Genomic DNA, 23,575 nt, shown 5'->3' with positions numbered 1-23,575 from the left:
GCTTTGATCTCGCGGACCGCCGGCTACGTACCACAGCCCGTGAAGGTGCTCTACGCGCTCGCCGCGGCCGCGCTGGTGGTCCTGGCCGCCCCGGCTCCGGCGCGGGCGCACGGCGCCCTGACCAGCCCGGTGAGCCGCCTCGCGGCGTGCGGCACCGAGGGTACGAGTGCCGGTTCGGCGGCCTGCCAGGCGGCCCTCTCGGCCAGCGGGCGCCAGCGGTGGGCGGACTGGGACAACCTGCGCCTGCCCGGCGTCGACGGGCGGGACCGCGAGGTGATCCCGGACGGCAAGCTGTGCAGCGCCGGCATCGACCGGTACGCCGGGCTCGACCTGGCCCGCGCGGACTGGCCGGCGACGCGGCTGACCTCGGGGGCGAGCTTCGCGTTCGCGTACCGGAGCACGATCCCGCACGAGGGCAGGTTCAAGCTCTACGTGACCCGCGACGGCTACGACCCGGAGAAGCCGCTGGCCTGGTCCGACCTGGAGAGCAAGCCGTTCCTGTCGGTCGCGGACCCGGCGTTCCGGGACGAGGCGTACCGGATGAAGGGGACGCTGCCGGCCGACAAGAGCGGACGCCACCTGATCTACACGATCTGGCAGAATTCGAGCACCCCGGACACGTACTACTCCTGCTCGGACGTGATCTTCACAAAGCCGGCGGCGAAGCCCGCGAAAGCCACAAAAGCGGCAGCACCGGTCGCCACGGAGCTGGCGGAGCCGCCTGCGCCGACGGAGCCGGTGGCGCCGACGGAAATCCAGGCCGAGCCCGAGCCGGTCTCCGTCACCAACGCCCTCCCGCTCGTCGGGGGCGGGGCAGCGGTGATCGTCGTCCTCGGCGCGCTCTACGCGGTACTGCTGAAACGACGACGCGGCTGAGAGTTAGCTGACAATCCGGCTCAGACCTGGTATACGCAGGCCCCTGCCGGCAACTCTTGGCACGTGCGTGCCCGGTCTCTGCTGTCCAAGTTTCTGACCCTGGTCCTCTGCGGCGTGCTCGCCGGTCTGGCCGTGGCCGCCGCTGTCTTCCCGGCCAACGCGGTGCTCGCGCTGACCGCCAAGTCCGCCAGCGACGCGTTCCTGGACCTCCCCAGCGACCTGCGGACACCGCCCCCGGCCCAGCGCTCGTACATCTACGCCAACGACGGCAAGACCCTGATCACCAGCTTCTACGACGTCAACCGGCAGGACGTGCCGCTGGACGAGGTGGCACCGGTCATGCGGGAGGCGATCGTGGCGGCCGAGGACGCCCGCTTCTTCGAGCACGGCGGCGTCGACCTGCGCAGCGTCATCCGGGCGTTCGTGGCCAACGGCACCGGCGGCCAGGTCGAGCAGGGCGCCTCGACGCTGACCATGCAGTACGTCCGGAACGTCCTCAAGACCGACCCCAGCCTCACCGCGCAGCAGCGCGAGGAGGCCACCGCCGACACCGCCGGCCGCAAGCTCCAGGAGATGCGGTACGCGATCGCGCTGGAGCAGGAGCTCTCCAAGGAGGAGATCCTCAGCCGCTACCTCAACATCGCCTACTTCGGCGCCGGGGCGTACGGGATCGCGGCGGCGAGCGAGCGCTACTTCGACAAGGCGCCGGCCAAGCTGACACTGGCCGAGGCGGCTCTGCTCGCCGGCCTGGTGCAGTCGCCGGACAGCTACAGCCCGATCGGCGGCAACAAGGAGCAGGCCCTGGAGCGCCGCGGGTACGTGCTGGACTCGATGGCCCGCGCCGGAAAGATCACACCTGAGCAGGCCGCCAAGGCCAAGGCCGAGCCGCTCCGCCTCAAGCCCACCGAGATGCCCAGCGGCTGCGTCGCTTCGAGCGACAACTCCTGGGGCTTCTTCTGCGACTACGTGCGGCAGTGGTGGATGGCCCAGCCGGAGTTCGGCGCCACGGCGCAGGAGCGGGAGCGCAACCTGCTCCAGGGCGGGTACCGCGTGGTCACCTCGCTCGACCCGGACATCCAGAAGGCCGCCCAGCGCAACGTGCTGGAGGTGTACGGGTACGGCAGCGATCGGGCCGCCCCGATGGCGGTCGTGCAGCCGGGCACCGGGCGGGTGCTCGCGATGGCGGTCAACCGCCACTACAGCCTCGACGACACCACCAACCAGCTCGTCGCCGGCGGCGGGGCGATCAACGGGTACCAGGCCGGCTCGACGTTCAAGATGTTCACCATGCTGGCCGCGCTGGAGTCCGGGCGGGCCCTGGACACCGGCTTCGACGCGCCGGCCCGTTTCGTCTCCCAGTACCCGGCCAGCGGCGAGGGGAGCTGCGACGGCAAGTGGTGCCCGAGCAACGCCAACCCGTCGTGGATGGACGGCTACCGCACGATGTGGACCGGCTTCGGGCGCTCGGTCAACACGTACTTCGTCTGGCTGGAGCAGCAGGTCGGCGCCGACAAGGTGGTCGAGATGGCGCAGCGGCTGGGCATCACGTTCCGCGCGGAGAGCGACGCGAACTTCGCCAAGGAGAACGCGGCCGGATGGGGCTCGTTCACGCTGGGCGTCGCGGCCACCACCCCGCTCGACCTGGCCAACGCGTACGCGACCGTGGCCGCCGAGGGCATGCACTGCAAGCCCACCCCGGTCCTGTCGATCACCGACTCGTCCGGCGAGAAGGTGGCCGCCGGCGACCCGAAGTGCGAGCGGGTGCTGAGCGAAGACGTGGCCCGCGCGGCCACCGACGCGGCCCGCTGCCCGGTGGGCGACCAGTCCACGTACGGCCGCTGCGACGGCGGCACCGCCGAACAGGTCTCCGAGATCCTGGACGGGCGGCCGGTGGCCGGCAAGACGGGTAGCTCCGAGGACGCCTCGACCGAGTCGTTCGTCGGCTTCACCCCGCAGCTCGCCGTCGCCTCGATCGCCGCCAACCCGGACGACCCGCGGGACCACGTCGGTTCGGCGATCCAGCGGGACGTGATCGTGGCGGTGGCCCGGACGATGGCCTCGGCGCTCTCCGGCGAGTCGAGGCAGGAGTTCACCCCTCCGAGCGCGGGCGCGGCCTTCGGTGGCCCCTAAACTGCCCCAATGAGGGAGCGAAGCGAGCGAATCAGAAGGCACAGCCCTTCGGGAGCCTCGTGCCCGCCCGCAGCGAAGCGAGGACGGGCATGAGCGACTTTTGGGGGCCTGACTTCGCGGCACTCGAGGCCACCGACCCGGAGATCGCCGCCGTGGTGCTCGGCGAGCTCGACCGGGTGCGCGGCGGGCTCCAGCTCATCGCGAGCGAAAACCTGACCTCGCCCGCGGTGCTCGCCGCGCTCGGCTCGACGCTGACCAACAAGTACGCGGAGGGCTACCCCGGGAGGCGCTACTACGGGGGTTGCGCGGAGGTCGACAAGGCGGAGGAGATCGGCATCGCCCGGGCCAAGGAGCTCTTCGGCGCCGAGCACGCCAACCTCCAGCCGCACAGCGGGGCGAGCGCCAACCTCGCGGCGTACGCGGCGCTGCTCCAGCCCGGCGACACCGTGCTCGCCATGGACCTGCCGCACGGCGGCCACCTGACCCACGGCAGCAAGGTGAACTTTTCCGGCAAATGGTTCGCCACCGTCGGTTACACCGTGCGCAAGGACGACGAGCTGATCGACTACGACGAGGTGCGCGAGCTCGCCCTGGCCCACCGCCCAAAGATGATCATCTGCGGCGCCACGGCGTACCCCCGGTTGATCGACTTCGCCCGGTTCCGGGAGATCGCCGACGAGGTCGGCGCCTACCTGCTGGTCGACGCCGCCCACTTCATCGGGCTGGTCGCCGGCAAGGCCATCCCGTCGCCGGTGCCGCACGCCGACGTCGTGACCTTCACCACCCACAAGGTGCTCCGCGGCCCGCGCGGCGGCATGATCCTGTGCCGCGCCGGGCTCGCCGAGCGGATCGACAAGGCGGTCTTCCCGTTCACCCAGGGCGGGCCGCTGATGCACGCCGTCGCCGCGAAGGCGGTCGCCCTCCGCGAGGCGTCGCTGCCCGAGTTCCAGGGGTACGCGACACAGGTGGTCAAGAACGCCCAGGCGCTCGCCGCCGGGCTGGCCGGCGAGGGGATGCGCCCGGTCTCCGGCGGCACCGACACCCACCTGGCCCTGATCGACCTGCGTGACCTGGACGTCACCGGGCGGGAGGCGGAGCAGCGCTGCGACGCCGCGGCCATCACACTCAACAAGAACGCGATCCCGTACGACCCGCAGAAGCCGATGGTCGCCTCCGGGATCCGGGTAGGCACACCGAGCGTGACCACGCAGGGGATGCGGGAGGCGGAGATGCGGCAGATCGCTGGGCTGATCGCCAAGGCGGTGCGCACCGACCCGGCGGCGGGCGGGAGCGTGCTGGAGGGCGTGCGCGCCGAGGTCACCGAGCTGGTCCGGGCCTTCCCGGCGTACCCGCGATGAACAACCACACAGCGAAGACGCTCCGCTTCGCTCCACGTCTCCGCCGGGGCCCGGAATGACGGCCGGGGAGCACGCGACTGTGCCGGCGGTGGCCGGCGACGACGGGCACTGGCGGCTGCGCCACCTGCCCACGCTGCTGCTGGCGAGCGCGGTGGTCGTCGTGGCCGGTGCCGTGGTCGGTGGGCTGGCCCGCGGCGGTGCCGGCGCGGTCGGCGCGGCCGTCGGCGTGGCCTTGCCCAGCGCCAGCTTCACACTGTCTACAGTGGTGCTTGCCTGGGCCGACAAGCAAAACCCCAGGCTGGTACTGCCTTTCGGGGTCGGCCTCTACGTGATGAAGTACAGCCTGCTCGGCGCCGCCATGATCCCGGTCGGCGCCAGCGACTGGCCCGGCCTGCTGCCATTCGGCTGGGGGGTGGCCGCGGGGATCGTCGCATGGACCGGCGTGCACATCTGGTGGCTCACCCGAGTCTGGCCGAAACGTAGACAAAGTGCTATGGAGTGATCGGCGTCTCATGCATTTGGCGAACACCCGGCGAACGGTGGGCGACCGGACTTGCCAATGAGGAGTAGCGTACGGGCACAGACGACTCCAGTGTCTCAGCCGCCCGCACAAGGCTCTTGCGTGGGGGGTGAGTCGCACCCTCAAAATCCCTCCCTGATATGGTTCGGCGCGTCATGGCCGGTGACCAATCCCCCCAACCTCCTGCCGGCGGCGGCGCTGGGCAGGGTTGGGTGGCGATCAGCTACCTCATCGCGGGCATCGCGGTGTGGGGCTTCATCGGTTGGCTGGTCGATCGTTGGTTCGATCTCGGCGGTGTGCCGATCGGGATCGGAGCGGTGATCGGCGCGGCCGGGGGCATCTATCTGGTTGTCCGCCGGCTGGGCGTCTAGAGGAGGGGCAGGCTCTTGAGCAGCAGTCTCGCGGCGGAGATCCCGTGGCCGCCGACCGTGGAAGACTTCTTCCTGCCGCCGATCGTCGAGGGCACCACCCCCTGGTTCACCAAAGTCACCCTCCTGGTGTGGGTGGCGGTCGCGGCCCTCATCATCTTCTTCCTGGTCACCTACCGGGAGCCGAAGCTCGTGCCGACCAAGCGGCAGTGGATCGCCGAGTCGATCTACGGCTTCGTGCGTAACAACGTCGCCAGAGACCTGATCGGGCACGACGGGGTGAGGTTCGCGCCCTACCTGACGACGCTCTTCTGCTTCGTGCTGCTGACCAACCTCTTCGGCATCATCCCGGGCATCCAGATGTCGCCCAACTCGCACATCGCGTTCCCGGCGATCCTCGCCATTATCAGCTGGGTGCTCTTCAACGCGGTCGGCATCCGGCAGCACGGCTTCGCGAAGTACATGAAGAACTCGCTCATTCCACCGGCGCCCTGGTTCATCCTGCCGTTGCTGGTACCGATCGAGTTCATCTCGACCTTCGTGTTCCGCCCCTTCACCCTGGCGGTCCGGCTCTTCGCGAACATGTTCGCCGGCCACATGATCCTGCTGGTGTTCACGCTCGGCGGGTTCGTGATGCTCCAGTCGAACGTCTGGCTCGCGCCGGTGTCCGTCGTGTCCTGGCTGATGGCGATCGCGCTGACGTTCCTCGAGGCGCTGGTCATCGTCCTGCAGGCGTACGTGTTCACGGTCCTGACCGCGAGCTATGTCCAGGGCGCGCTCGCCGAAGAGCACTGATCTGTAAGTTCCGTCGTCCCGCGCGTGAGCTACACGCCGCGATAACCAGGAGGAAGCACAGCTATGCCACTGCTCGCTGAGGTAACGGGCAGCACCGCCGCCATCGGCTACGGCCTGGCCGCCATCGGCCCGGGTATCGGCGTCGGTCTGATCTTCGCCAGCTACGTGCAGGCGACCGCGCGCCAGCCCGAGTCGTCCCGCCTGACCCAGCCGTTCGTCTGGATCGGCTTCGCCGTGGTCGAGGCGCTCGCCCTGCTGGGTGTCGCGTTCGGCTTCATCTGGGCTGGCTGACAGCCTTCCGAACGGAGGTTCAGATGTACCTTTTCGCCGCCGAGGGGGCCGAGGAGCACAACCCGATCATCCCGCTCTGGCAGGAGATCGTGGTCGGCACGATCGCGTTCGCGCTGCTGTGCTACGTGCTGATGAAGTTCGTCTTCCCCCGTATGGAGAAGACCTTCCAGGCGAGGGTCGAGGCCATCGAGGGTGGCATCAAGCGGGCCGAGGCGGCGCAGGCCGAGGCAAACCAGCTGCTGGAGCAGTACCGCGCCCAGCTGGCCGAGGCCCGCACGGACGCCGCCCGGATCCGGGACGACGCGCGTGCCGACGCCGAGGGCATCCGGCAGGACGTCCTGGCCAAGGCGCGGGAGGAGTCCGACCGCATCATCGCGGCGGGCAAGGAGCAGCTCGCGGCCGAGCGGGCGACCATCGTCCGCGACCTGCGGGCCGAGGTGGGCACGCTCGCCGTCGACCTGGCCAGCAAGATCGTGGGTGAGTCCCTCGCCGACGAGGCGCGGCGCAAGGGCACGGTCGAGCGCTTCCTGTCCGACCTCGAGAGCACCGGGGCCCGCTGATGCAGGCAGCAAGCCGGGAGTCGTACGCCGCCGCCACCGAGCGGCTGGAGGCGCACGCCCGCCGGGCCAACCCGCAGACGATCGCCGGCACCGCCGACGACGTGCTCGCGGTGGCCGACCTGCTGCGCCGCGAGCCGCGGCTGCGCCGGGCGCTCTCCGACCCGGCCCGCAGCGGCACCGACCGCCAGGGCCTGCTCTCCGGCCTGCTCGGCAACAAGGTCGGCAAGCCGGCCGTCGAGATGGTCGGCGCGCTCGTGGCCGGGCGGTGGTCGGCGCCGTCCGAGCTGCTAAACGCGGCCGAGCGGCTCGGCGTGGAGGCGCTGCTGGCCAGCGCCGACCGGGCCGGCGACCTCGCCGAGGTGGAGGACGAGCTGTTCCGCTTCCGCCAGGTGATCTCGGCCGACCCGGCGCTCGCCAGTGCGCTGGGCGACGTCGTCGCGCCGCCGGCCCAGCGGGCCACGCTGGCCCGCGCGCTGCTCGACGGCAAGGCCAAGCCGGTGACCATCCGCCTCGTGGAGGTGGCCCTGACCGGCTTCGGCGGGCGCGCGTTCGACAGCTCGCTGACCCGGCTCGTCGAGCTGGCAGCGGACCGGCGGGACCGCCAGGTGGCGTACGTCACGGTGGCCGCCCCGCTGACCGACGAGGAGGAGCGCCGGCTGGGCGCCAAGCTCGCCGAACTGTACGGTCGAGAGGTCTCCGTCAAGCAGATCGTGCGCCCGGAGATCCTCGGCGGGATGAGCGTGCGGGTCGGCTCCGACCTGTACGACGGCACGGTCCTGCGCCGGCTCACCGACACACGCAACGCGCTCGCGAAGCGCTAAGCCCGCTTAGTACCACTCGAACCCAGAAGGAAGCTGAGGATGGCCGAGCTGACCATCTCGACGGAGGAGATCCGCGGCGCCCTGGAGCGCTACGTCTCCTCTTACAAGCCCGCCCCCTCCCGCGAGGAGGTCGGCACCGTCACCGACGCCGGCGACGGTATCGCCCACGTCGAGGGCCTGCCCTCGACGATGGCCAACGAGCTCCTGGAGTTCGAGGACGGCACGCTGGGCGTGGCGCTCAACCTCGACGTCCGCGAGATCGGTGTGGTGGTCCTCGGCGAGTTCGCCGGCATCGAGGAGGGCCAGAGCGTCAAGCGCACCGGCCGGGTGCTCTCGGTGCCGATCGGCGACAAGTTCCTCGGCCGGGTGGTCAACCCGCTCGGCGCGCCGATCGACGGCCTCGGCGACATCGAAAACGAGGGCTTCCGGGAGCTTGAGATCCAGGCGCCCAACGTGATGGCCCGCCAGCCGGTGAAGGAAGCGCTGCAGACCGGCATCAAGGCGATCGACGCGATGACCGCGATCGGCCGGGGCCAGCGGCAGCTGATCATCGGCGACCGCAAGACCGGCAAGACCACCGTCGCGCTGGACACGATCCTCAACCAGCGGGCCAACTGGGAGTCCGGCGACCCGACGAAGCAGGTGCGCTGCATCTACGTCGCGATCGGTCAGAAGGCCTCCACGGTGGCGTCGGTGAAGGGCATCCTCGAAGAGCACGGCGCGATGGAGTACACGACCATCGTCGCCTCGCCCGCCTCCGACCCGGCCGGCTTCAAGTACCTGGCGCCGTACGCCGGCTCGGCCATCGGCCAGCACTGGATGTACGCGGGCAAGCACGTGCTCATCGTCTTCGACGACCTGAGCAAGCAGGCCGAGGCCTACCGCGCCGTGTCGCTGCTGCTGCGCCGCCCGCCGGGCCGCGAGGCGTACCCCGGTGACGTCTTCTACCTGCACTCCCGCCTGCTGGAGCGCTGCGCGAAGCTCTCCGACGAGATGGGTGCCGGCTCGATGACCGGTCTGCCGATCATCGAGACCAAGGCCAACGACATCTCGGCGTTCATCCCGACCAACGTCATCTCGATCACCGACGGCCAGATCTTCCTGGAGACCGACCTGTTCAACCAGGGCGTCCGGCCGGCGATCAACGTGGGCACCTCGGTGTCCCGAGTGGGTGGCGCCGCGCAGGTCAAGCCGCTGCGCAAGGTCGCCGGCCGGCTCCGGCTGGACCTCGCGCAGTACCGCGAGCTGGAGGCGTTCGCCGCGTTCGCCTCCGACCTCGACCGGGCCTCCCGCGCCCAGCTCGAGCGGGGCTCCCGGCTGGTCGAGCTGCTCAAGCAGACCAACTACACGCCGTACCCGGTGGAGGAGCAGGTCGTCTCGATCTGGGCCGGCACCGAGGGCAAGCTCGACGACGTACCGGTGGACGAGATCCGCCGGTTCGAGTCGGAGTTCCTGGAGTACCTGCGCCACTCGTACAAGGCGACGCTGCAGTCGATCGCGGACAACAACTGGGACGACGACATCACCACGGCGCTCGACGAGGCGATCGTGAAGTTCAAGCAGATGTTCCTGGCGAAGGAGACCAGCCCGATCGGCCACGAGGCCGAGGCCAAGGCGCTGGAGGGCGAGCCGGAGCACGAGACCGTGACCCGCTACCGCGACACCCCGGCCGAGAAGCGGTAGGGACGGCGTATGGCGGCCCAGGTTCGCGTTCTTCGCCAGCGGATCCGCTCGGCGAAGTCGATGAAGAAGATCACCAAGGCGATGGAGCTCGTGGCGACGAGCCGCATCGCCAAGGCCCAGGCGCGGGTGGCGGCATCCCTGCCGTACGCCCAGGCCATCACCGGCGTGCTGACGGCGCTGGCGTCCAACGCCAGCGTCGACCACCCGCTGCTGACGGCGCGCCCCCAGGTGCGGCGGGCCGGCGTTCTGCTCATCACGAGCGACCGCGGCCTGGCCGGCGGCTACAGCGCCAACGCGATCAGGACGGCCGAGTCGCTGATGGCCCGCCTGCGCGAAGACGGCAAGGAGCCGGTCCTGTACGTCATCGGCCGCAAGGGCGTGACGTACTACCGCTTCCGCAATCGCCCGATCGAGGCGAGCTGGACCGGCTTCTCCGAGCAGCCGGCCTTCACCGACGCGCGCATGGTGGGTGAGACGCTGATCAAGGCGTTCATCCACGGCGCCGACGACGGCGAGGACCACTCCGGGCCGGACGGCGTGCAGGGCGTCGACGAGCTGCACATCGTGTACACGGAGTTCAAGTCTCTGATGACGCAGTCGCCGACGACCCGGATCATCGGTCCTATGGAGGTCGAGGACCGGCCCCGGGTGGAGGGCGTGCTCCCGGCGTACGAGTTCGAGCCGGAGGCGGAGGCGCTGCTCGACGCGCTGCTGCCCAAGTACATCAACACGCGCATCTACGCTGCCCTGCTCGAGTCGGCGGCGAGCGAGTCGGCGGCCCGCCGGCGCGCGATGAAGAGCGCGACGGACAACGCGGAAGAGATGATCCAGAACTACACGCGGCAGATGAACACCGCCCGTCAGGCCGGGATCACCCAGGAGATCAGCGAGATCGTCGGCGGCGTCAACGCGCTGGCCGCTTCGGGAAGTGAAGTGTGATGACTGCTCCAGCAGAGACCAAGACCGCTACGGGCCGCGTGGTCCGGGTCATCGGCCCGGTCGTCGACGCCGAGTTCCCGCGCGACGCGATGCCCGACATCTTCAACGCGCTGCACGTAAACGTGTCGCTCGCCGAGGGTGACAAGACGCTGACCCTGGAGGTCGCCCAGCACCTGGGTGACAACATGGTCCGGGCGATCTCGATGCAGCCCACCGACGGCCTGATCCGGGGCGCCGAGGTGAGCGACACCGGCGAGCCCATCTCGGTGCCGGTCGGCGACGCCACCAAGGGCCACGTGTTCAACGCGATCGGCGAGTGCCTCAACCTCAAAGAGGGCGAAAAGCTCGAGATCAAGGACCGCTGGCAGATCCACCGCAAGCCGCCGGAGTTCGCCGATCTGGAGCCCAAGACCGAGATGCTGGAGACCGGCATCAAGGTGCTCGACCTGCTCGCGCCGTACGTCAAGGGCGGCAAGATCGGCCTCTTCGGCGGTGCCGGCGTGGGCAAGACGGTGCTCATCCAGGAGATGATCATCCGGGTCGCCAACAACTTCGGTGGCACCTCGGTGTTCGCCGGCGTCGGCGAGCGCACCCGTGAGGGTAACGACCTCATCCTGGAGATGACCGAGACCGGCGTCATCGACAAGACCGCGCTGGTCTACGGCCAGATGGACGAGCCGCCGGGCACCCGCCTCCGGGTCGCGCTCTCCGCGCTGACCATGGCGGAGTACTTCCGCGACGTGCAGAAGCAGGAGGTGCTGCTCTTCATCGACAACATCTTCCGCTTCACCCAGGCCGGCTCCGAGGTCTCCACGCTGCTCGGCCGGATGCCCTCGGCGGTGGGTTACCAGCCCACGCTGGCCGACGAGATGGGCGAGCTGCAGGAGCGGATCACCTCGGTCCGCGGCCAGGCCATCACCTCGATGCAGGCGATCTACGTGCCCGCCGACGACTACACCGACCCGGCGCCGGCCACCACGTTCGCCCACCTGGACGCGACCACCAACCTGGAGCGGTCGATCTCCGACAAGGGCATCTACCCGGCGGTGGACCCGCTGGCGTCGTCGTCCCGCATCCTCGCCTCGGAGTTCGTGGGGGCGGAGCACTACGCGGTGGCCTCCGAGGTCAAGCGGATCCTGCAGCGCTACAAGGACCTGCAGGACATCATCGCCATCCTCGGCATGGACGAGCTCTCCGAGGAAGACAAGATCACGGTGGGCCGGGCCCGCCGGATCGAGCGGTTCCTGTCGCAAAACACGTACGCGGCGAAGGTCTTCACCGGCATCGAGGGCTCCTTCGTGCCGATCAAGGACACCGTCGAGGCGTTCAAGAAGATCAGCGAGGGCGAGTACGACCACTTCCCCGAGCAGGCCTTCTTCATGTGCGGCGGCCTGGACGACCTGGAGCGCAACGCCCGCGAGCTGATGAAGAACGACTGACCGTCCTTTGGGATAGTCCGCCCTTTTCCACCCGAGGCGTCCGCCATTTCCGGCGGGCGCCTCGGTCTATGTCGAGCTACCGTCGATGAACAAACCTTCACGCCCTCTGTTCCGTCATACCTGTAGAGGGACCGGCGATTGGAGGGCGCGTGGGCAAGCCGAGTCGTCGACTGCCCCGGTGGGCGGTGCTCTGCACCATCTTCGGCACCCTGCTGTTGCTCGGCAGCGGGGGCACGCTGCTCGCCAGTGAGGTGCTGCTCTCCCGCTACGAGGGCGCGGTGAAGACCGCCGACCTCTTCGGCGACCAGGCCGGCCCGACGCCCGAGCCCAAGACCGACATCAAGGGCCCGCTCAATATCCTGCTCGTCGGCATCGACCCCCGGCTCGAAAACCCCAACGAGCCGCCCCGCTCCGATTCGATCATCATCCTGCACGTGCCGGACGCGCACGACCGGGCGTACCTCTTTTCGATCCCGCGCGACCTGATCGTCGACATCCCGCGCTTTCCGAAGGCCGACTTCGGGGGTGGTCGCGACAAGATAAACGCCGCGATGGCGTACGGGAGCCGGGTGCCCGGCCAGGAGGTGCCCGACCCGGCCCGCGGCTTCGAGCTGCTGGCGCTCACGATCACGCGGCACACCGGCATCAAGCGCTTCGACGCCGGCGCGATCGTCAACTTCCAGGGCTTCCGCAAGATCGTCGACGCCATGGGCGGGGTCACCATGACCCTCGACATGGACATCCGCTCCGAGCACCTCAAGCCGGACGGCAGCGGCCGCGACGGCAACCCCAACGGCGACGGGTATGTGGGGCCGCAGAAGCTGTACAAGAAGGGCACCCACCATCTCAAGGGGTGGGAGGCGCTCGACATCGTGCGGCAGCGCAAGACGGTGGGCGGCGACTACGTGCGGCAGCGGCACCAGCAGCAGTTCCTCAAGGCGATGGTCAACCAGGCGTTCAGCAAGGACGTGGTGACCAACCCGATCAAGCTCGACAACGTGCTGCGCGCCGCCGGCCAGTCGCTGGTCTTCAACGGCCGAGGCCACAGCGTGGTCGACTACGCCATCACGCTCCGCGACATCCGGTCCAGCTCGATCACCATGGTCAAGCTGCCCGGCGAAGGCGTGGGCACCGGCCGCGACTACCGGGGCGAGCGGCTGCTCGACCCGTCGAAGGACTTCTTCGCCGCGGTGCAAGACGACACCGTGGACACGTTCATGACGGCACACCCCGAGCTCATCAACAAGTGACGACGCGCTTGTGACTGTGTTACGTACCACCCTCGTTGGGGCGGGGTCGAAACGCTGTTTAAACTCGGTCTAATCCCCAGAGTCGCCGAGGAGTCAGCGTTGGCAAGCCAGCTGCACGTCGAGGTCGTAGCCGTCGAGGAAAAGGTCTGGTCCGGCGAGGCCGAGATGCTCGTCGCGCGGACCACCGAGGGTGAGCTGGGTGTGCTTCCCGGCCACGCGCCCCTGCTGGGCCAGTTGGCCGAGCCGAGCCAGGTCCGGGTCAAGGTCGGCGGTGGCGAGGAGATCACCTACGACGTCGCCGGTGGCTTCCTCTCCATCACGGACGAGGGCGTGACGGTGCTCGCGGAGAGCGCCGAGCCGGCCGCTCCAGCCGCCCGCTGACCGCGCGCCGATGCTGGTCTTGGAGTGGATCGGGATCGGCGTAGTCATCCTGCTCGCCTTCGTGGCGGTCCTGTTCATCCGCCGCGCGCTGATGGCGGGCGCCGGCACCATCAAGCTCAACCTCCGCGTGTCCACAATGCTCGACGGCCGCGGCTGGTCTCCGGGCTTCGGCCGCTTCATGGGTGACGAGCTCCGCTTCTACCGCATGTTCAGCCTCGCCATCCGCCCCAAGCGCCGCCTCGACCGCAACGGACTCGTGGTGGAGCGCCGCCGCAAACCCGAGGGCCAGGAGCTGATGAGCATGCCCGCCGACTGGGTGATCCTCCGCTGTCGGAGCCACCAGGCCCCCGTCGAGATCGCGATGGCCAAGTCGACGGTAACGGGTTTCCTGTCATGGCTGGAGGCCGCCCCGCCCGGGGCGGTCTCCTCGTTTCTGGCCACCCATTAGCCCCCGGCCCACACCCTGTGCGGGTTAGCCGGAATCAGGCCGCGCCGACCAATTCTCAAGACGAAAACCCGAGCTACCGCGACGTCTGTCGTGGTCCGGGCCGTTGCGCGGGTGCGTTCCCGCGGCCGCACCCTCCGCGCTCGACAACCCCCCGCCGGTCCCGGTCCCGCGCCGACAGTCTCCGGGGCCTGCGCCCCCGGGCCGGGCGGCTAGTGGCCACCGCACCAGGCGGCTCGCGGTTGTGTCGTGGCGGCACCAGACCATGATCGGCGTCACGTTGGCTGGCCCTTGGTAGATCGTGGTACCTGGGTGCCCTTCCAGGGACACCTAAGTACCACGATCTGCGCCTTGGGCTGATCTCAGGGCGCCTGGGTGGAGGCGCGGTGATCGTTCGCCCGGAATCAGCACCGCGGGCCGGCGAAGGCGAAGCGATCAGCGGCGGCCCGCGGGGCGATTGCGGCGGGTGGCTTACGCGGTGGTCAACCAGAGTCTCGCGCGGGTGCCGTCGTCGGTGGCCAGGAGCAGGGTGTCGCCGCTGATGGCGGTCGCGGCGACCGTCTCGGCGGTCACCGGGAGGGGCGCTGGCATCGCCGCCTCCTGCCAGGTGGCGCCGCCGTCGCGGGTGGTCCAGAGGCGGCACGACGAGCCGGCCGCCACGGTCACGGCGCCGAGGACCGAGGTGGCGGAGAGGGCGAGGAAGCGCCACCCGTTCGCGTCGCCGAGGGTGCCGCGTTTCTGCCAGGTCGTGCCGTCGTACCACCAGGCGCCGGCCGCCCCCACGCCCAGCGTGCCGTCCCCGTACGGGGTGACCAGCGCCAGCGGTCCGCCCACCGGGACCGGGGTCCAGGTCGTGCCGTCCCGGGAGGTCCAGGAGGCGCCGGTGAGCGTGGCGCCGTACGCCTCGCCCGCCACCAGCCAGCCACCGCCGCCCGGCAAGGGTGCCACGTCCGTGGCGCGCGCCGAGGAGCCCGGCGCGACCAGCGTGCGCTCGAAGCTCATCCCGTCGGTGGAGTGCCACAGCGCGGGGCCGGGGGAGCCGTCCGGGCCGAGCCAGTTGCCGACGATGGCCCAGCCGGCAGGCGGGCCGAGCGCGGCGGCCGCGGTGCCCACGCCGACCGAGTCCTGGCCGCCGAACTGGGTGAACGCCGGCTCGTACTCCAGCCAGCTCCCGTCCGGGCGGCTGCGCCACGTGCTCGTACGCGGGTTGCCGTGGGCGCCACCCGAGGCAGCGCCCACCGCGACCGTGTCGGCGCCCCGGCAGGCGACCGTGGAGATCGTGCTCTGCCGGCCGTAGAAGCTGACCGGCGCCAGCCGTACCCCGGTCCAGGTCATGCCGTCCGTGCTCCGCCACGCCGCGGGTCCGGTCGGGAGCCCGCCCACCGCGAGCCAGTGGTCGTCGCAGAATGCGACGTCCTGGACCGTCGCGTCCGCGGCTGGGAGCGTTACCTCGCGCCAGGTCAGGGCCCGGAGCGAGGGCGGGGCAGGCTGCGGCGGCGGCGAGGAGGAACAGGACGCGAGCGCCAGTACGCACAGGACCAGCGCGCCGCGCCTCACCTGCTGGCGCCCGGCACCCAGAGCACGTCGCCGCCGGGATTTGCCGTTCTCGCCAGGATGAACAGCAGATCCGACAGCCTATTGAGATACTTTGCCGGGAGGGTGCCGGTTCGTTCCGGGTCGGCCTCCACCAGCGTCCACGCCGCACGCTCGGCGCGGCGCGCCACCGTGCGTGCCACGTGCAGCAGCGCGGCACCCGGTGTGCCACCAGGCAACACGAAGGAGTCGAGTGTGGACAGTCGCGCGTTGAAGTCGTCGCACCAGCCTTCGAGGCGGGTCACGTACGGCTCGGTCACCCTGAGTCCCGGCTCGGACGAGGGGTTGGCCAGGTCGGCGCCCAGGTCGAAGAGGTCGTTTTGCACGGTGGAGAGCACGCCCCGCACCTCGTCGGTGAGCTGCCCCAGCGCGAGCGCGACCCCGATCGCGGCGTTGCACTCGTCTACGTCGGCGTACGCGGCGATCCGCGGGTGGGTCTTGGACACCTGCTCGTTGTTGACGAGCCGCGTCGCGCCGGTGTCTCCGGCTTTCGTGTAGATCCTGGTGAGGTGGACGGCCATGAGCCTTAGCGTACGACCGTCAGCGCTCCCAGCCCTCGACACGGCGGTGAGCGAGGCTTCTACGATGGCCGACGTGGATGTGATCCAGGTGCTCGGTGGGGCCCGGCTGGCCGGCGAGGTGCACGTCGTCGGCGCCAAGAACTCGGCGCTCAAGCTGATGGCGGTCGCCCTGCTGGCGCCCGGCCGCAGTGTGGTGAGCAACATACCCCGGATCACGGACATCGCGATCATGGGTGAGGTGCTGCGGCGGCTGGGCTGCACCGTGGAGTACGACGGCGACGAGGTCTCGATCGACGTGCCCGCGGAGACCGGCACCGAGGCCGACTACGACCTCGTGCGCCGGCTGCGCGCCTCGATCTGCGTGCTCGGCCCGCTGCTGGCCCGGCGTGGGTTCGTGCGGGTGGCCCACCCGGGCGGCGACGCGATCGGCTCGCGCGGGCTCGACATGCACATCGACGGGCTGGCCCGGATGGGCGCGGAGATCACCGGAGAGCACGGCTTCGTGATCGCCTCGGCGCCGCGCGGGCTCCGGGGCGCGACGATCTGGCTCGACTTCCCGAGCGTGGGTGCCACCGAAAACCTGCTGATGGCGGCGGTGCTGGCGCGCGGCGAGACGGTGATCGACAACGTCGCCCGCGAGCCGGAGATCGTCGACATCTGCACGATGCTCACCGAGATGGGCGCCCACATCGAGGGGGCCGGCACATCCACGCTTCGCGTGCAGGGGGTGAGCGAGCTGCGTCCGGTGCGGCACGCCACCATCGGCGACCGCATCGTGGGCGGCACCTGGGCGTTCGGCGCGGCGATGACCCGGGGTGACGTCACCGTGACCGGCGTCGACCCGATGCACCTGGAGATCGCCCTCGACAAGGTGATCTCGGCGGGCGGGCTGGTGGAGACCCGGCCGGACGCGTTCCGGGTGCAGATGGACCGCCGGCCGAGCGCGGTCGACGTGGTCACGCTCCCGTTCCCGGGCTTTCCGACCGACCTGCTCCCGATGGCGATCGGCCTCGCCGCGGTCAGCGACGGCTCCTCGCTGGTGACGGAAAACATCTTCGACGGCCGGTTCATGTTCGTAAACGAGATGGTCCGGCTCGGCGCCGACATCCGCACCGACGGCCACCACGCGGTCGTGCAGGGCCGGGAGCGGCTCTCCAGCGCCCCGGTGCGCGCCACCGACATCCGGGCCGGCGCCGGGCTGGTGATGGCCGCGCTCTGCGCCGACGGGATGACCGAGATTTCGCACGTGCACCACATCGACCGGGGCTACCCGGACTTCGTGCCCAACCTCCGCGCGATGGGGGTCAAGGTGGAGCGGGTGGCCGCGCCGGAAGAGCCGACCTTCACGTTCCAGTAGCCCGGCCAGGCGGGGCCCGCCGCCGCAGGCCGGCGCTCCTGCGGCCGGAGAGTCAGGCCGACGAATCCCGCTCCAGCACGCGCCGCGCCCGCAACGCGTCGTCCGGAAACACGAGGATCTTGATGAGGCCGTCCAGGCCGGTCGAGAGCGTCGAGCGGATGCCGGCCTGGTGCAGCGTGCGGCGTACCGCCTCGGCCACGTCCAGCCGGTCCACCAGCGCGGCCACCCGCAGCAGCCCGAAGTCGTCGGCGAGCGGGGGCGCCGGTCGAAGCCGGTCCCGCCCGAAGGCCCGGCGCAGCACGACGCTCATCACGCCCACCACCGCGAACGCGATCAGCGGCCCGACCAGGTACCAACTGTCGGCCAGCGCCATGGCGCCAGTGTGACACCTCAAGGTCATCCTGAATGGTCGTTTAGCATCCATGCGTACGCAGCGACGAGTGAGGAGTGTGAGCATGGCGGGTCGACTGGCGGTCATCGGGGCCGGTCTGATGGGTTCGGGCATCGCCCAGGTGGCGGCGCAGGCCGGTTGGGAAGTTACTCTCCGTGACCTGGATGACGCGGCGACGGGCCGGGGCGTGGCGGGGATCCGCAAGTCGCTGGAGAAGTTCGCCAGCAAGGGCGCGATCCAGCCGGACGACGTCGAGGCCGCGCTGGGCCGCATCACCACCACGACCGACCTGGAGGCGGCGGCGGGGGCGGAGATCGTGGTCGAGGCGGTTTTCGAGCGGCTCGACGTCAAGCAGGAGGTCTTTCGGCAGCTGGACAAGATCTGCGGGCCGGAGGCGGTGCTGGCGACCAACACCAGCGCGATCCCGGTCACCCAGATCGCGGCGGTCACCGAGCGGCCCGAGTCGGTGGTGGGCACGCACTTCTTCTCACCGGTACCGATGATGAAGCTCTGCGAGCTCGTTCGCGGGTACAAGACCTCGGACGCCACGCTGGCCACCGCCCGCTCCTTCGCCGAGGAGATCGGCAAGACCTGCGTGGTGGTCAACCGCGACATCGCCGGCTTCGTGACCACCCGGCTGATCGCCGCGCTGGTGGTCGAGGCGGTCAAGCTCGTCGAGTCGGGCGTGGTCTCGCCGGAAGACCTCGACACCGCCTGCAAGCTCGGCTTCGGCCACGCGATGGGCCCGCTCGCCACCACCGACCTGACCGGCGTCGACGTGCTGCTGCACGCCACGAAGAACATCTACACCGACACCGCCGACGAGAAGTTCTTCCCGCCCGAGCTGCTCCAGCGCATGGTCACCGCCGGCGACCTCGGCCGCAAGAGCGGGAAGGGCTTCTACGACTACTGAGGGGCCAAATCCGAGATCAAGATTTGAGCTACCGCGACGCCCGTCGTGGTCTGGACCGTTGCTCCCGCCGCCTTACCCTTCGCGTTTGGTCGCGGTCCCTGGCCGCCGCGGGCGGCGAGCGCTTGGGCCTGTCGCGCGGAGCCGGCAGCGGAGGTCGGGGGTTTCGGCGAGCGCCAGCTCGCCGTCGACCTCCGCGTTGCCCGCGGGAATGCACCCCAGGAAAACGCTCCGCTGCGCTCCACGTTTCCCCGGGGACCCCGCGTAAACGGTCCGCCACTGTCGCGGACCGGGGCCCCGCTTCATTTCACCGGCTGTATTTATCCGACCAGCGGAAGGTGCGGACGCAGAGAACCAGCCCGACCACGCACCAGGCGGTCAGGATCAGCGCGACCTTGCCCAGCTCCCAGCTCCCGGCCGGCTCCGCCGCGGCGAACGAGTCGGGCAGGAAGACCGAGCGCAGCCCCTGGCACATCCACTTCAGCGGGAAGATCGCGGCGACCTGCTGCATCCAGGTCGGCAGGTCGGTGAAGACGAAGAACACGCCCGAGATGAACTGCAGCACCAGCGCCACCGGGGTCACGACCGCGGTGGCGCCGCGGGCGTTTCGGGGCACCGACGAGAACGCGATGCCGCACAGCGTGCAGGCGCTCAGCCCCAGGATCGACACCCACGCGAACGTGAGCCACTTCCCCATCGAAGCCGGCGCCTCCAGGTCGAAGAAGCCGATCGAGATGGCCAGCAGGAGCACGACCTCGGCCACGCCGATGCCGGCCACCATGAGCACCTTGCCGGCGAAGTACACCCATTTCGGCATCGGCGTCCCCCGGAAGCGCTTGAGCACGCCCTTGTCCCGTTCGATGGGGATCTGGATGGCCAGGCTCTGGAAGCCGACCGTCATCAGGCCGGTCGCGATCATGCCGGTGATGAAGTACTGGGTGTAGTTGACGCCCGGCGCGATCTCGTCGTCGAAGATCGAGGCGAAGATCAGGATCATGATGACCGGAAACGCCATCGTGAAGACGACGGCCTCGCGGCTGCGGGTGAACTGCCTCAGCTCCAGCACGCCCTGCCGCCGGGCCAGCTCGACGCTCGACGTGGTCACGACCCGGCTCCGATCATCCGCAGGTAGACGTCCTCCAGGGTGGGGCGGGTGACGGTCAGGCCCGGCACCTCGCCGCCGAAGCGCGCGGCCAGCTCGGTGACCAGCGCCGTCGGCGTGTCGCTCGCCGTCGATTCGACAGACCCATCGGGGGTACGCCAGGAGACGGTCGCCGGCGCGCTCTGCCGGTTGCCCAGCCGGCTCGGCTCGGCCACCTCGACCAGCCGGCCGCCGGCGATCACACCGACCCGCTGGGCCAGCGCCTCCGCCTCGTCCAGGTAGTGGGTGGTCAGCATGATCGTGGTACCGGCGGCGTTGAGCTCCCGGATCAGCTGCCAGAACTCCCGCCGCGCCTCCGGGTCGAACCCGGTCGTCGGCTCGTCCAGGAAGAGCAGCTCGGGGTGGCCGACGATGCCGAGCGCCACGTCCAGCCGCCGCTTCTGCCCGCCGGAGAGCCCGACCGTACGGGCTTTCGCCTTGTCGCTCAGCCCGACCCGCGCGATCACCTCGTCCGGGTCGTCGGGCTTGGGGTAGAAGGCCGCGAAGTGGTGTACCAGCTCGCCGACCGTCAGCTCCTCGAACTCCCCGGTGCCCTGCAGCACGATCCCGACCCGGGCCCGCCACTCGGCCGTCGGCTGGGCCGGGTCGTGGTCGAGCACGGTGACCTCGCCGCCGTCCCGTTTGCGGTACCCCTCCAGGATCTCCACCGTGGTGGTCTTGCCGGCCCCGTTCGGGCCGAGCAGCGCGAAGACCTCGCCCCGCCGTACGTCCAGGTCCAGGCTCTCGACCGCGACCGTGCGGCCGTACGCCTTACGCAGCCCCTTTACCGAGACCGCGAGATCGTTCCCCATGGGCAAACACTATGGCGGACGGCCCTGTGCGGTTTTTCACCGACTCTTGTGACTGAACGGTAACTTAGACTGCTCGCATGGAGAGCCGCCTTCCCGAGCGCGACCGCCCGTGGGTCATGCGCACCTACGCCGGGCACTCGTCGGCGGCCGCCACCAACGCGCTCTTCCGGCGCAACCTGGCCAAGGGCCAGACCGGCCTCTCGGTCGCCTTCGACCTGCCGACCCAGACCGGGTACGACCCCGACCACGAGCTCGCGGCCGGTGAGGTGGGGCGGGTCGGTGTGCCGGTGGCGCACCTCGGCGACGCCCGGGCGCTCTTCGACGGCATCCCGCTCGCCGAGGCGAACACCTCGATGACCATCAACGCGACCGCGATGTGGCTGCTCGCGCTCTACGTGGTCGCGGCGCGGGAGCAGGGCGCGCCCACCGCCGCGCTGACCGGCACGACGCAGAACGACATCGTCAAGGAGTACCTCTCCCGCGGCACGTACATCTTCCCGCCCGGCCCGTCGCTGCGGCTCACCACCGACACCATCGCCTGGACGGTGGCGAACGCTCCTAAGTGGAACCCGGTCAACGTCTGCTCGTACCACCTCCAGGAGGCGGGCGCCACGCCGGTGCAGGAGGTCGGCTTCGCGCTCGCCACCGCGGTCGCGATCCTCGACTCGGTGCGCGACAGCGGTCAGGTCGCGCCGGAGCGGATGGGCGACGTCGTGCAGCGGGTCTCGTTCTTCGTCAACGCGGGCGTGCGCTTCGTCGAGGAGATGGCGAAGATGCGGGCGTTCGCGCGGCTCTGGGACGACCTGACCCGCGAGCGCTATGGGGTGCGGGATGCCCGGCAGCGCCGCTTCCGGTACGGCGTGCAGGTCAACTCGCTCGGCCTCACCGAGGCCCAGCCGGAAAACAACGTGCAGCGGATCGTGCTGGAGATGCTCGGCGTGACCCTCTCCCGTACCGCCCGGGCGCGTGCGGTGCAGCTGCCCGCCTGGAACGAGGCGCTCGGCCTGCCCCGCCCGTGGGACCAGCAGTGGTCGCTGCGTATGCAGCAGGTGCTGGCGTACGAGTCGGACCTGCTGGAGTACCCCGATCTCTTCGACGGCTCCCGGGTGGTCGAGGCGCTCGTCGACTCCATCGTGGACGGTGCCCGGGTGGAGCTCGACAAGATACTCGACCTGGGCGGCGTGGTGGCCGCCGTGGAGACCGGATACCTCAAGAGCGCCCTGGTCGCCTCGCTCGCCGAGCGCCGCCGCCGGCTGGAGGACGGCTCCGACGTGGTGGTCGGCGTCAACCGTTTCACCGAGACGGAGCCGTCGCCGCTCACCGCCTCCGGTGCCGAGGCCATCGAGCAGGTCGACCCGGCCGCCGAGCGGGCGGCGGCGGACGCGGTGCGCGCCTGGCGGGCCGGCCGCGACCAGTCCACCGTGGACGCCGCGCTGGCCGCCCTCCGCACGGCCGCCGCCGGCACCGGCAACCTGATGCCCGCAACCCTCCACTGTGTACGTGCCGGGGTGACGACCGGCGAGTGGGCCGGCGCGCTGCGCGAGGTGTTCGGCGAGTACCGGGCGCCGACCGGCCTCTCCGCCTCGGCGGCCGTGCACGAGGATCCCACGCTCGCCGGGGTGCGGGAGCGGGTCGGCCGGACCGCGCGCGACCTCGGCACCGGCCGGCTGCGCCTGCTGGTCGGCAAGCCCGGCCTCGACGGGCACTCCAACGGCGCCGAGCAGATCGCGGTACGCGCCCGGGACGCCGGCTTCGAGGTCGTGTACCAGGGCATCCGCCTCACCCCGGGCCAGATCGTGGCGGCCGCCGTCGAGGAGGACGTCGACATCGTGGGGCTGTCGGTGCTGTCCGGCTCGCACCTGGCCGCCGTACCCGCGGTGCTGGACGGGCTGAAGGCCGCCGGCCGCGCGGACCTGCCGGTGGTCGTCGGTGGCATCATCCCGCCCGCCGACGCGAGCAAGCTCCGCGAGGCCGGCGTGGCGAGGGTCTTCACGCCGCGCGACTTCGCACTGACGTCCATCATGGACGAACTCGTCACGGTGGTCCGGTCGGCGAACGGCCTGCCGTGACCCCAGGCTTACGAGCTGCCCCGCCGGCGGCTGTCCGGCCTGCCTCGCGGGCTCAGCGGGCGAAGAGCAGCGACAGGCCGCAGCTCGCCGCCATCCCGCCGAGCACGATGAGCCCGGCGGCCCCGGCGTCCAGACGGCTGCCGAACTGCCGCCCCACCCACAGCGCCGCCGGCGGCAGGCCGGTGAACGGGGCGAGCAGGAACGTCACCCAGCCCAGCAGCCGCAGCGGCCAGGACAGCTCGGAGTCGAGGTGTGCCAGCGTGACCAGCCCGCCCGCGACCAGCCCGGTCATGGTCGCGGCGGCGGCGCCGAGCGGCGGCAGCAGCGGCAGCAGCCACCGCGGCAGCGGGGCCCGCGGCGCACCGGGCCGCAGCTGGTCGATCCGCTTCGCGGCGGTCTCGATCAGGGCGACGGCATCCGCCCCGGCCCGCTCGGCGGGTACACCGTCCACGGGGGCGGGCAGCGGAAGCTCGCCGACCGGTCGGAGCCGCGCCCAGAGCCCTCCGGCCCGGCGCAGCTCGTCCCAGACGCGGCCCGCCTCCCGGTCCACGTCGACCACGGCGGCGGCGGCCGCACTGGCCCGCCGCTCGGCCTCGACGGTCGCGGCCTGCGCCCGCGCCAGTGCCGCTGCCGCTTCGGTGGCACCGTCCTGGTAGCCGCGCTCGGCGGTGGCCAGCGCCGCGTCCCGCTCCCGGGCGGCCGCGGCGAGCGCTCCGACCAGCCGCCGGTACTCGCTCTCGCTCATGGCCGTCCTCGCTTCGCTGCGGGCGGCCATGAGGCTCCAGACGCGCTGAGTTCGATGATTCGCTCGCTGCGCTCGCTCATGGCCGTCCTCGCTTCGCTGCGGGCGGCCATGAGGCTCCAGACGCGCTGAGTTCGATGATTCGCTCGCTGCGCTCGCTCATGGCCGTCCTCGCTTCGCTGC

General features: G+C 70.6%; 24 protein-coding genes. 18 read left to right on the top strand and 6 right to left on the bottom strand.

Translation table 11 applies throughout. The features are described 5' to 3' along the window. The first annotated feature begins 39 nt into the window (after nt 1-39). The 15 genes from RB614_RS13980 (at nt 40) to RB614_RS13910 (ending at nt 13,859) form a co-directional block, all read left to right on the top strand. The gene (locus tag RB614_RS13980) at nt 40-876 is read left to right on the top strand and encodes a lytic polysaccharide monooxygenase auxiliary activity family 9 protein (RefSeq protein ID WP_308712897.1); all 837 of its coding nucleotides are present in this window, start codon (nt 40-42) and stop codon (nt 874-876) included. Between the two features lie 63 nt (nt 877-939). Further along, nucleotides 940-3,006 carry a transglycosylase domain-containing protein gene (locus RB614_RS13975; protein WP_308712896.1) on the top strand — a complete coding sequence of 689 codons (2,067 nt, stop codon included), beginning with the start codon at nt 940-942 and terminating at the stop codon, nt 3,004-3,006. A gap of 89 nt (nt 3,007-3,095) precedes the next feature. After that, on the top strand, nt 3,096-4,364 hold the full coding sequence (locus RB614_RS13970) for a serine hydroxymethyltransferase (RefSeq protein WP_308712895.1): 1,269 nt from the start codon (nt 3,096-3,098) through the stop codon (nt 4,362-4,364). Between the two features lie 79 nt (nt 4,365-4,443). After that, nucleotides 4,444-4,866, top strand: a complete 423-nt coding sequence (locus tag RB614_RS13965; RefSeq protein WP_428983000.1) for a hypothetical protein — start codon at nt 4,444-4,446, stop codon at nt 4,864-4,866. Nucleotides 4,867-5,039: 173 nt separating this feature from the next. Further along, on the top strand, nt 5,040-5,255 hold the full coding sequence (locus RB614_RS13960) for a hypothetical protein (RefSeq protein WP_308712893.1): 216 nt from the start codon (nt 5,040-5,042) through the stop codon (nt 5,253-5,255). Between the two features lie 15 nt (nt 5,256-5,270). Then, on the top strand, nt 5,271-6,047 hold the full coding sequence (gene atpB / locus RB614_RS13955) for a F0F1 ATP synthase subunit A (RefSeq protein ID WP_308712892.1): 777 nt from the start codon (nt 5,271-5,273) through the stop codon (nt 6,045-6,047). A 63-nt stretch (nt 6,048-6,110) separates the two neighbouring features. Next, nucleotides 6,111-6,338 carry an ATP synthase F0 subunit C gene (locus tag RB614_RS13950; protein ID WP_173039464.1) on the top strand — a complete coding sequence of 76 codons (228 nt, stop codon included), beginning with the start codon at nt 6,111-6,113 and terminating at the stop codon, nt 6,336-6,338. 23 nt (nt 6,339-6,361) lie between these two features. Next, on the top strand, nt 6,362-6,898 hold the full coding sequence (locus tag RB614_RS13945) for a F0F1 ATP synthase subunit B (RefSeq protein ID WP_308712891.1): 537 nt from the start codon (nt 6,362-6,364) through the stop codon (nt 6,896-6,898). Further along, the gene (locus RB614_RS13940; protein ID WP_308712890.1) at nt 6,898-7,719 is read left to right on the top strand and encodes a F0F1 ATP synthase subunit delta; all 822 of its coding nucleotides are present in this window, start codon (nt 6,898-6,900) and stop codon (nt 7,717-7,719) included. Before RB614_RS13945 ends, RB614_RS13940 begins: the two co-directional genes overlap by 1 nt. A 39-nt stretch (nt 7,720-7,758) precedes the next feature. Continuing rightward, the gene (atpA, locus tag RB614_RS13935; RefSeq protein WP_308712889.1) at nt 7,759-9,402 is read left to right on the top strand and encodes a F0F1 ATP synthase subunit alpha; all 1,644 of its coding nucleotides are present in this window, start codon (nt 7,759-7,761) and stop codon (nt 9,400-9,402) included. A 9-nt stretch (nt 9,403-9,411) separates the two neighbouring features. Next, nucleotides 9,412-10,341, top strand: coding sequence for a F0F1 ATP synthase subunit gamma (locus RB614_RS13930; protein ID WP_308712888.1), 930 nt, complete (start codon nt 9,412-9,414; stop codon nt 10,339-10,341). Then, nucleotides 10,341-11,780, top strand: coding sequence for a F0F1 ATP synthase subunit beta (gene atpD / locus RB614_RS13925; RefSeq protein ID WP_308712887.1), 1,440 nt, complete (start codon nt 10,341-10,343; stop codon nt 11,778-11,780). The genes RB614_RS13930 and atpD overlap by 1 nt, the downstream gene beginning before the upstream one ends. Nucleotides 11,781-11,917: 137 nt before the next feature. Further along, nucleotides 11,918-13,030 (top strand): LCP family protein, encoded by a 1,113-nt coding sequence (locus tag RB614_RS13920; RefSeq protein ID WP_428983004.1) that lies wholly within the window; start codon nt 11,918-11,920, stop codon nt 13,028-13,030. 99 nt (nt 13,031-13,129) lie between these two features. After that, the gene (locus tag RB614_RS13915; RefSeq protein WP_308712885.1) at nt 13,130-13,411 is read left to right on the top strand and encodes a F0F1 ATP synthase subunit epsilon; all 282 of its coding nucleotides are present in this window, start codon (nt 13,130-13,132) and stop codon (nt 13,409-13,411) included. Between the two features lie 10 nt (nt 13,412-13,421). Then, complete coding sequence (locus RB614_RS13910; protein WP_308712884.1) at nt 13,422-13,859, top strand: DUF2550 domain-containing protein; 438 nt, start codon at nt 13,422-13,424, stop codon at nt 13,857-13,859. 468 nt (nt 13,860-14,327) lie between these two features. Here RB614_RS13910 and RB614_RS13905 read toward each other — a convergent pair whose 3' ends face one another. Further along, nucleotides 14,328-15,413 carry a beta propeller repeat protein gene (locus RB614_RS13905; RefSeq protein WP_308712883.1) on the bottom strand — a complete coding sequence of 362 codons (1,086 nt, stop codon included), beginning with the start codon at nt 15,411-15,413 and terminating at the stop codon, nt 14,328-14,330. Next, nucleotides 15,410-15,970, bottom strand: a complete 561-nt coding sequence (locus tag RB614_RS13900; RefSeq protein WP_308712882.1) for a cob(I)yrinic acid a,c-diamide adenosyltransferase — start codon at nt 15,968-15,970, stop codon at nt 15,410-15,412. The genes RB614_RS13905 and RB614_RS13900 overlap by 4 nt, the downstream gene beginning before the upstream one ends. Before the next feature lie 64 nt (nt 15,971-16,034). On the opposite strand from RB614_RS13900, the gene murA reads away from it, so the two are divergent. Continuing rightward, entirely contained in the window at nt 16,035-17,327 is a 1,293-nt protein-coding gene (gene murA, locus RB614_RS13895; protein WP_308712881.1) for a UDP-N-acetylglucosamine 1-carboxyvinyltransferase, read from the top strand. A gap of 52 nt (nt 17,328-17,379) precedes the next feature. Here the strand turns inward: murA and RB614_RS13890 are convergent, their stop codons facing one another. Further along, nucleotides 17,380-17,700: a hypothetical protein gene (locus tag RB614_RS13890; RefSeq protein WP_308712880.1), complete on the bottom strand. Its 321-nt coding sequence runs from the start codon at nt 17,698-17,700 to the stop codon at nt 17,380-17,382. 82 nt (nt 17,701-17,782) lie between these two features. Between RB614_RS13890 and RB614_RS13885 the strand changes: the two genes are divergently transcribed. Further along, entirely contained in the window at nt 17,783-18,631 is an 849-nt protein-coding gene (locus RB614_RS13885; RefSeq protein WP_308712879.1) for a 3-hydroxyacyl-CoA dehydrogenase family protein, read from the top strand. Nucleotides 18,632-18,935: 304 nt separating this feature from the next. On the opposite strand, the gene RB614_RS13880 is transcribed toward RB614_RS13885, so the two are convergent. Then, entirely contained in the window at nt 18,936-19,733 is a 798-nt protein-coding gene (locus RB614_RS13880; RefSeq protein WP_308712878.1) for an ABC transporter permease, read from the bottom strand. After that, the gene (locus tag RB614_RS13875; RefSeq protein ID WP_308712877.1) at nt 19,730-20,581 is read right to left on the bottom strand and encodes an ABC transporter ATP-binding protein; all 852 of its coding nucleotides are present in this window, start codon (nt 20,579-20,581) and stop codon (nt 19,730-19,732) included. Before RB614_RS13875 ends, RB614_RS13880 begins: the two co-directional genes overlap by 4 nt. Before the next feature lie 77 nt (nt 20,582-20,658). Between RB614_RS13875 and RB614_RS13870 the strand changes: the two genes are divergently transcribed. Then, nucleotides 20,659-22,650 carry a protein meaA gene (locus RB614_RS13870; RefSeq protein ID WP_308712876.1) on the top strand — a complete coding sequence of 664 codons (1,992 nt, stop codon included), beginning with the start codon at nt 20,659-20,661 and terminating at the stop codon, nt 22,648-22,650. Nucleotides 22,651-22,702: 52 nt separating this feature from the next. Here the strand turns inward: RB614_RS13870 and RB614_RS13865 are convergent, their stop codons facing one another. Then, on the bottom strand, nt 22,703-23,395 hold the full coding sequence (locus tag RB614_RS13865) for a hypothetical protein (protein WP_308712875.1): 693 nt from the start codon (nt 23,393-23,395) through the stop codon (nt 22,703-22,705). Nucleotides 23,396-23,575: the final 180 nt, after the last annotated feature.

The sequence above is a fragment of the Phytohabitans maris genome (assembly GCF_031085175.1).
Classification (GTDB): domain Bacteria; phylum Actinomycetota; class Actinomycetes; order Mycobacteriales; family Micromonosporaceae; genus Phytohabitans; species Phytohabitans maris.
This window is presented reverse-complemented; position numbering and strand designations above follow the sequence as displayed.

Excerpts from the sequence above, each read along its gene's own strand:
- RB614_RS13865 (WP_308712875.1), bottom strand. The coding sequence starts at position 23,395 with ATGAGCGAGAGCGAGTACCGGCGGCTGGTCGGAGCGCTCGCCGCGGCC.
- RB614_RS13870 (WP_308712876.1), top strand. The coding sequence starts at position 20,659 with ATGGAGAGCCGCCTTCCCGAGCGCGACCGCCCGTGGGTCATGCGCACC.
- atpA (WP_308712889.1), top strand. The coding sequence starts at position 7,759 with ATGGCCGAGCTGACCATCTCGACGGAGGAGATCCGCGGCGCCCTGGAG.
- atpD (WP_308712887.1), top strand. The coding sequence starts at position 10,341 with ATGACTGCTCCAGCAGAGACCAAGACCGCTACGGGCCGCGTGGTCCGG.
- RB614_RS13930 (WP_308712888.1), top strand. The coding sequence starts at position 9,412 with ATGGCGGCCCAGGTTCGCGTTCTTCGCCAGCGGATCCGCTCGGCGAAG.
- RB614_RS13970 (WP_308712895.1), top strand. The coding sequence starts at position 3,096 with ATGAGCGACTTTTGGGGGCCTGACTTCGCGGCACTCGAGGCCACCGAC.
- RB614_RS13875 (WP_308712877.1), bottom strand. The coding sequence starts at position 20,581 with ATGGGGAACGATCTCGCGGTCTCGGTAAAGGGGCTGCGTAAGGCGTAC.
- RB614_RS13900 (WP_308712882.1), bottom strand. The coding sequence starts at position 15,970 with ATGGCCGTCCACCTCACCAGGATCTACACGAAAGCCGGAGACACCGGC.
- RB614_RS13960 (WP_308712893.1), top strand. The coding sequence starts at position 5,040 with ATGGCCGGTGACCAATCCCCCCAACCTCCTGCCGGCGGCGGCGCTGGG.
- RB614_RS13890 (WP_308712880.1), bottom strand. The coding sequence starts at position 17,700 with ATGGCGCTGGCCGACAGTTGGTACCTGGTCGGGCCGCTGATCGCGTTC.
- RB614_RS13910 (WP_308712884.1), top strand. The coding sequence starts at position 13,422 with ATGCTGGTCTTGGAGTGGATCGGGATCGGCGTAGTCATCCTGCTCGCC.
- RB614_RS13885 (WP_308712879.1), top strand. The coding sequence starts at position 17,783 with ATGGCGGGTCGACTGGCGGTCATCGGGGCCGGTCTGATGGGTTCGGGC.
- murA (WP_308712881.1), top strand. The coding sequence starts at position 16,035 with ATGGCCGACGTGGATGTGATCCAGGTGCTCGGTGGGGCCCGGCTGGCC.
- RB614_RS13940 (WP_308712890.1), top strand. The coding sequence starts at position 6,898 with ATGCAGGCAGCAAGCCGGGAGTCGTACGCCGCCGCCACCGAGCGGCTG.
- RB614_RS13950 (WP_173039464.1), top strand. The coding sequence starts at position 6,111 with ATGCCACTGCTCGCTGAGGTAACGGGCAGCACCGCCGCCATCGGCTAC.
- RB614_RS13945 (WP_308712891.1), top strand. The coding sequence starts at position 6,362 with ATGTACCTTTTCGCCGCCGAGGGGGCCGAGGAGCACAACCCGATCATC.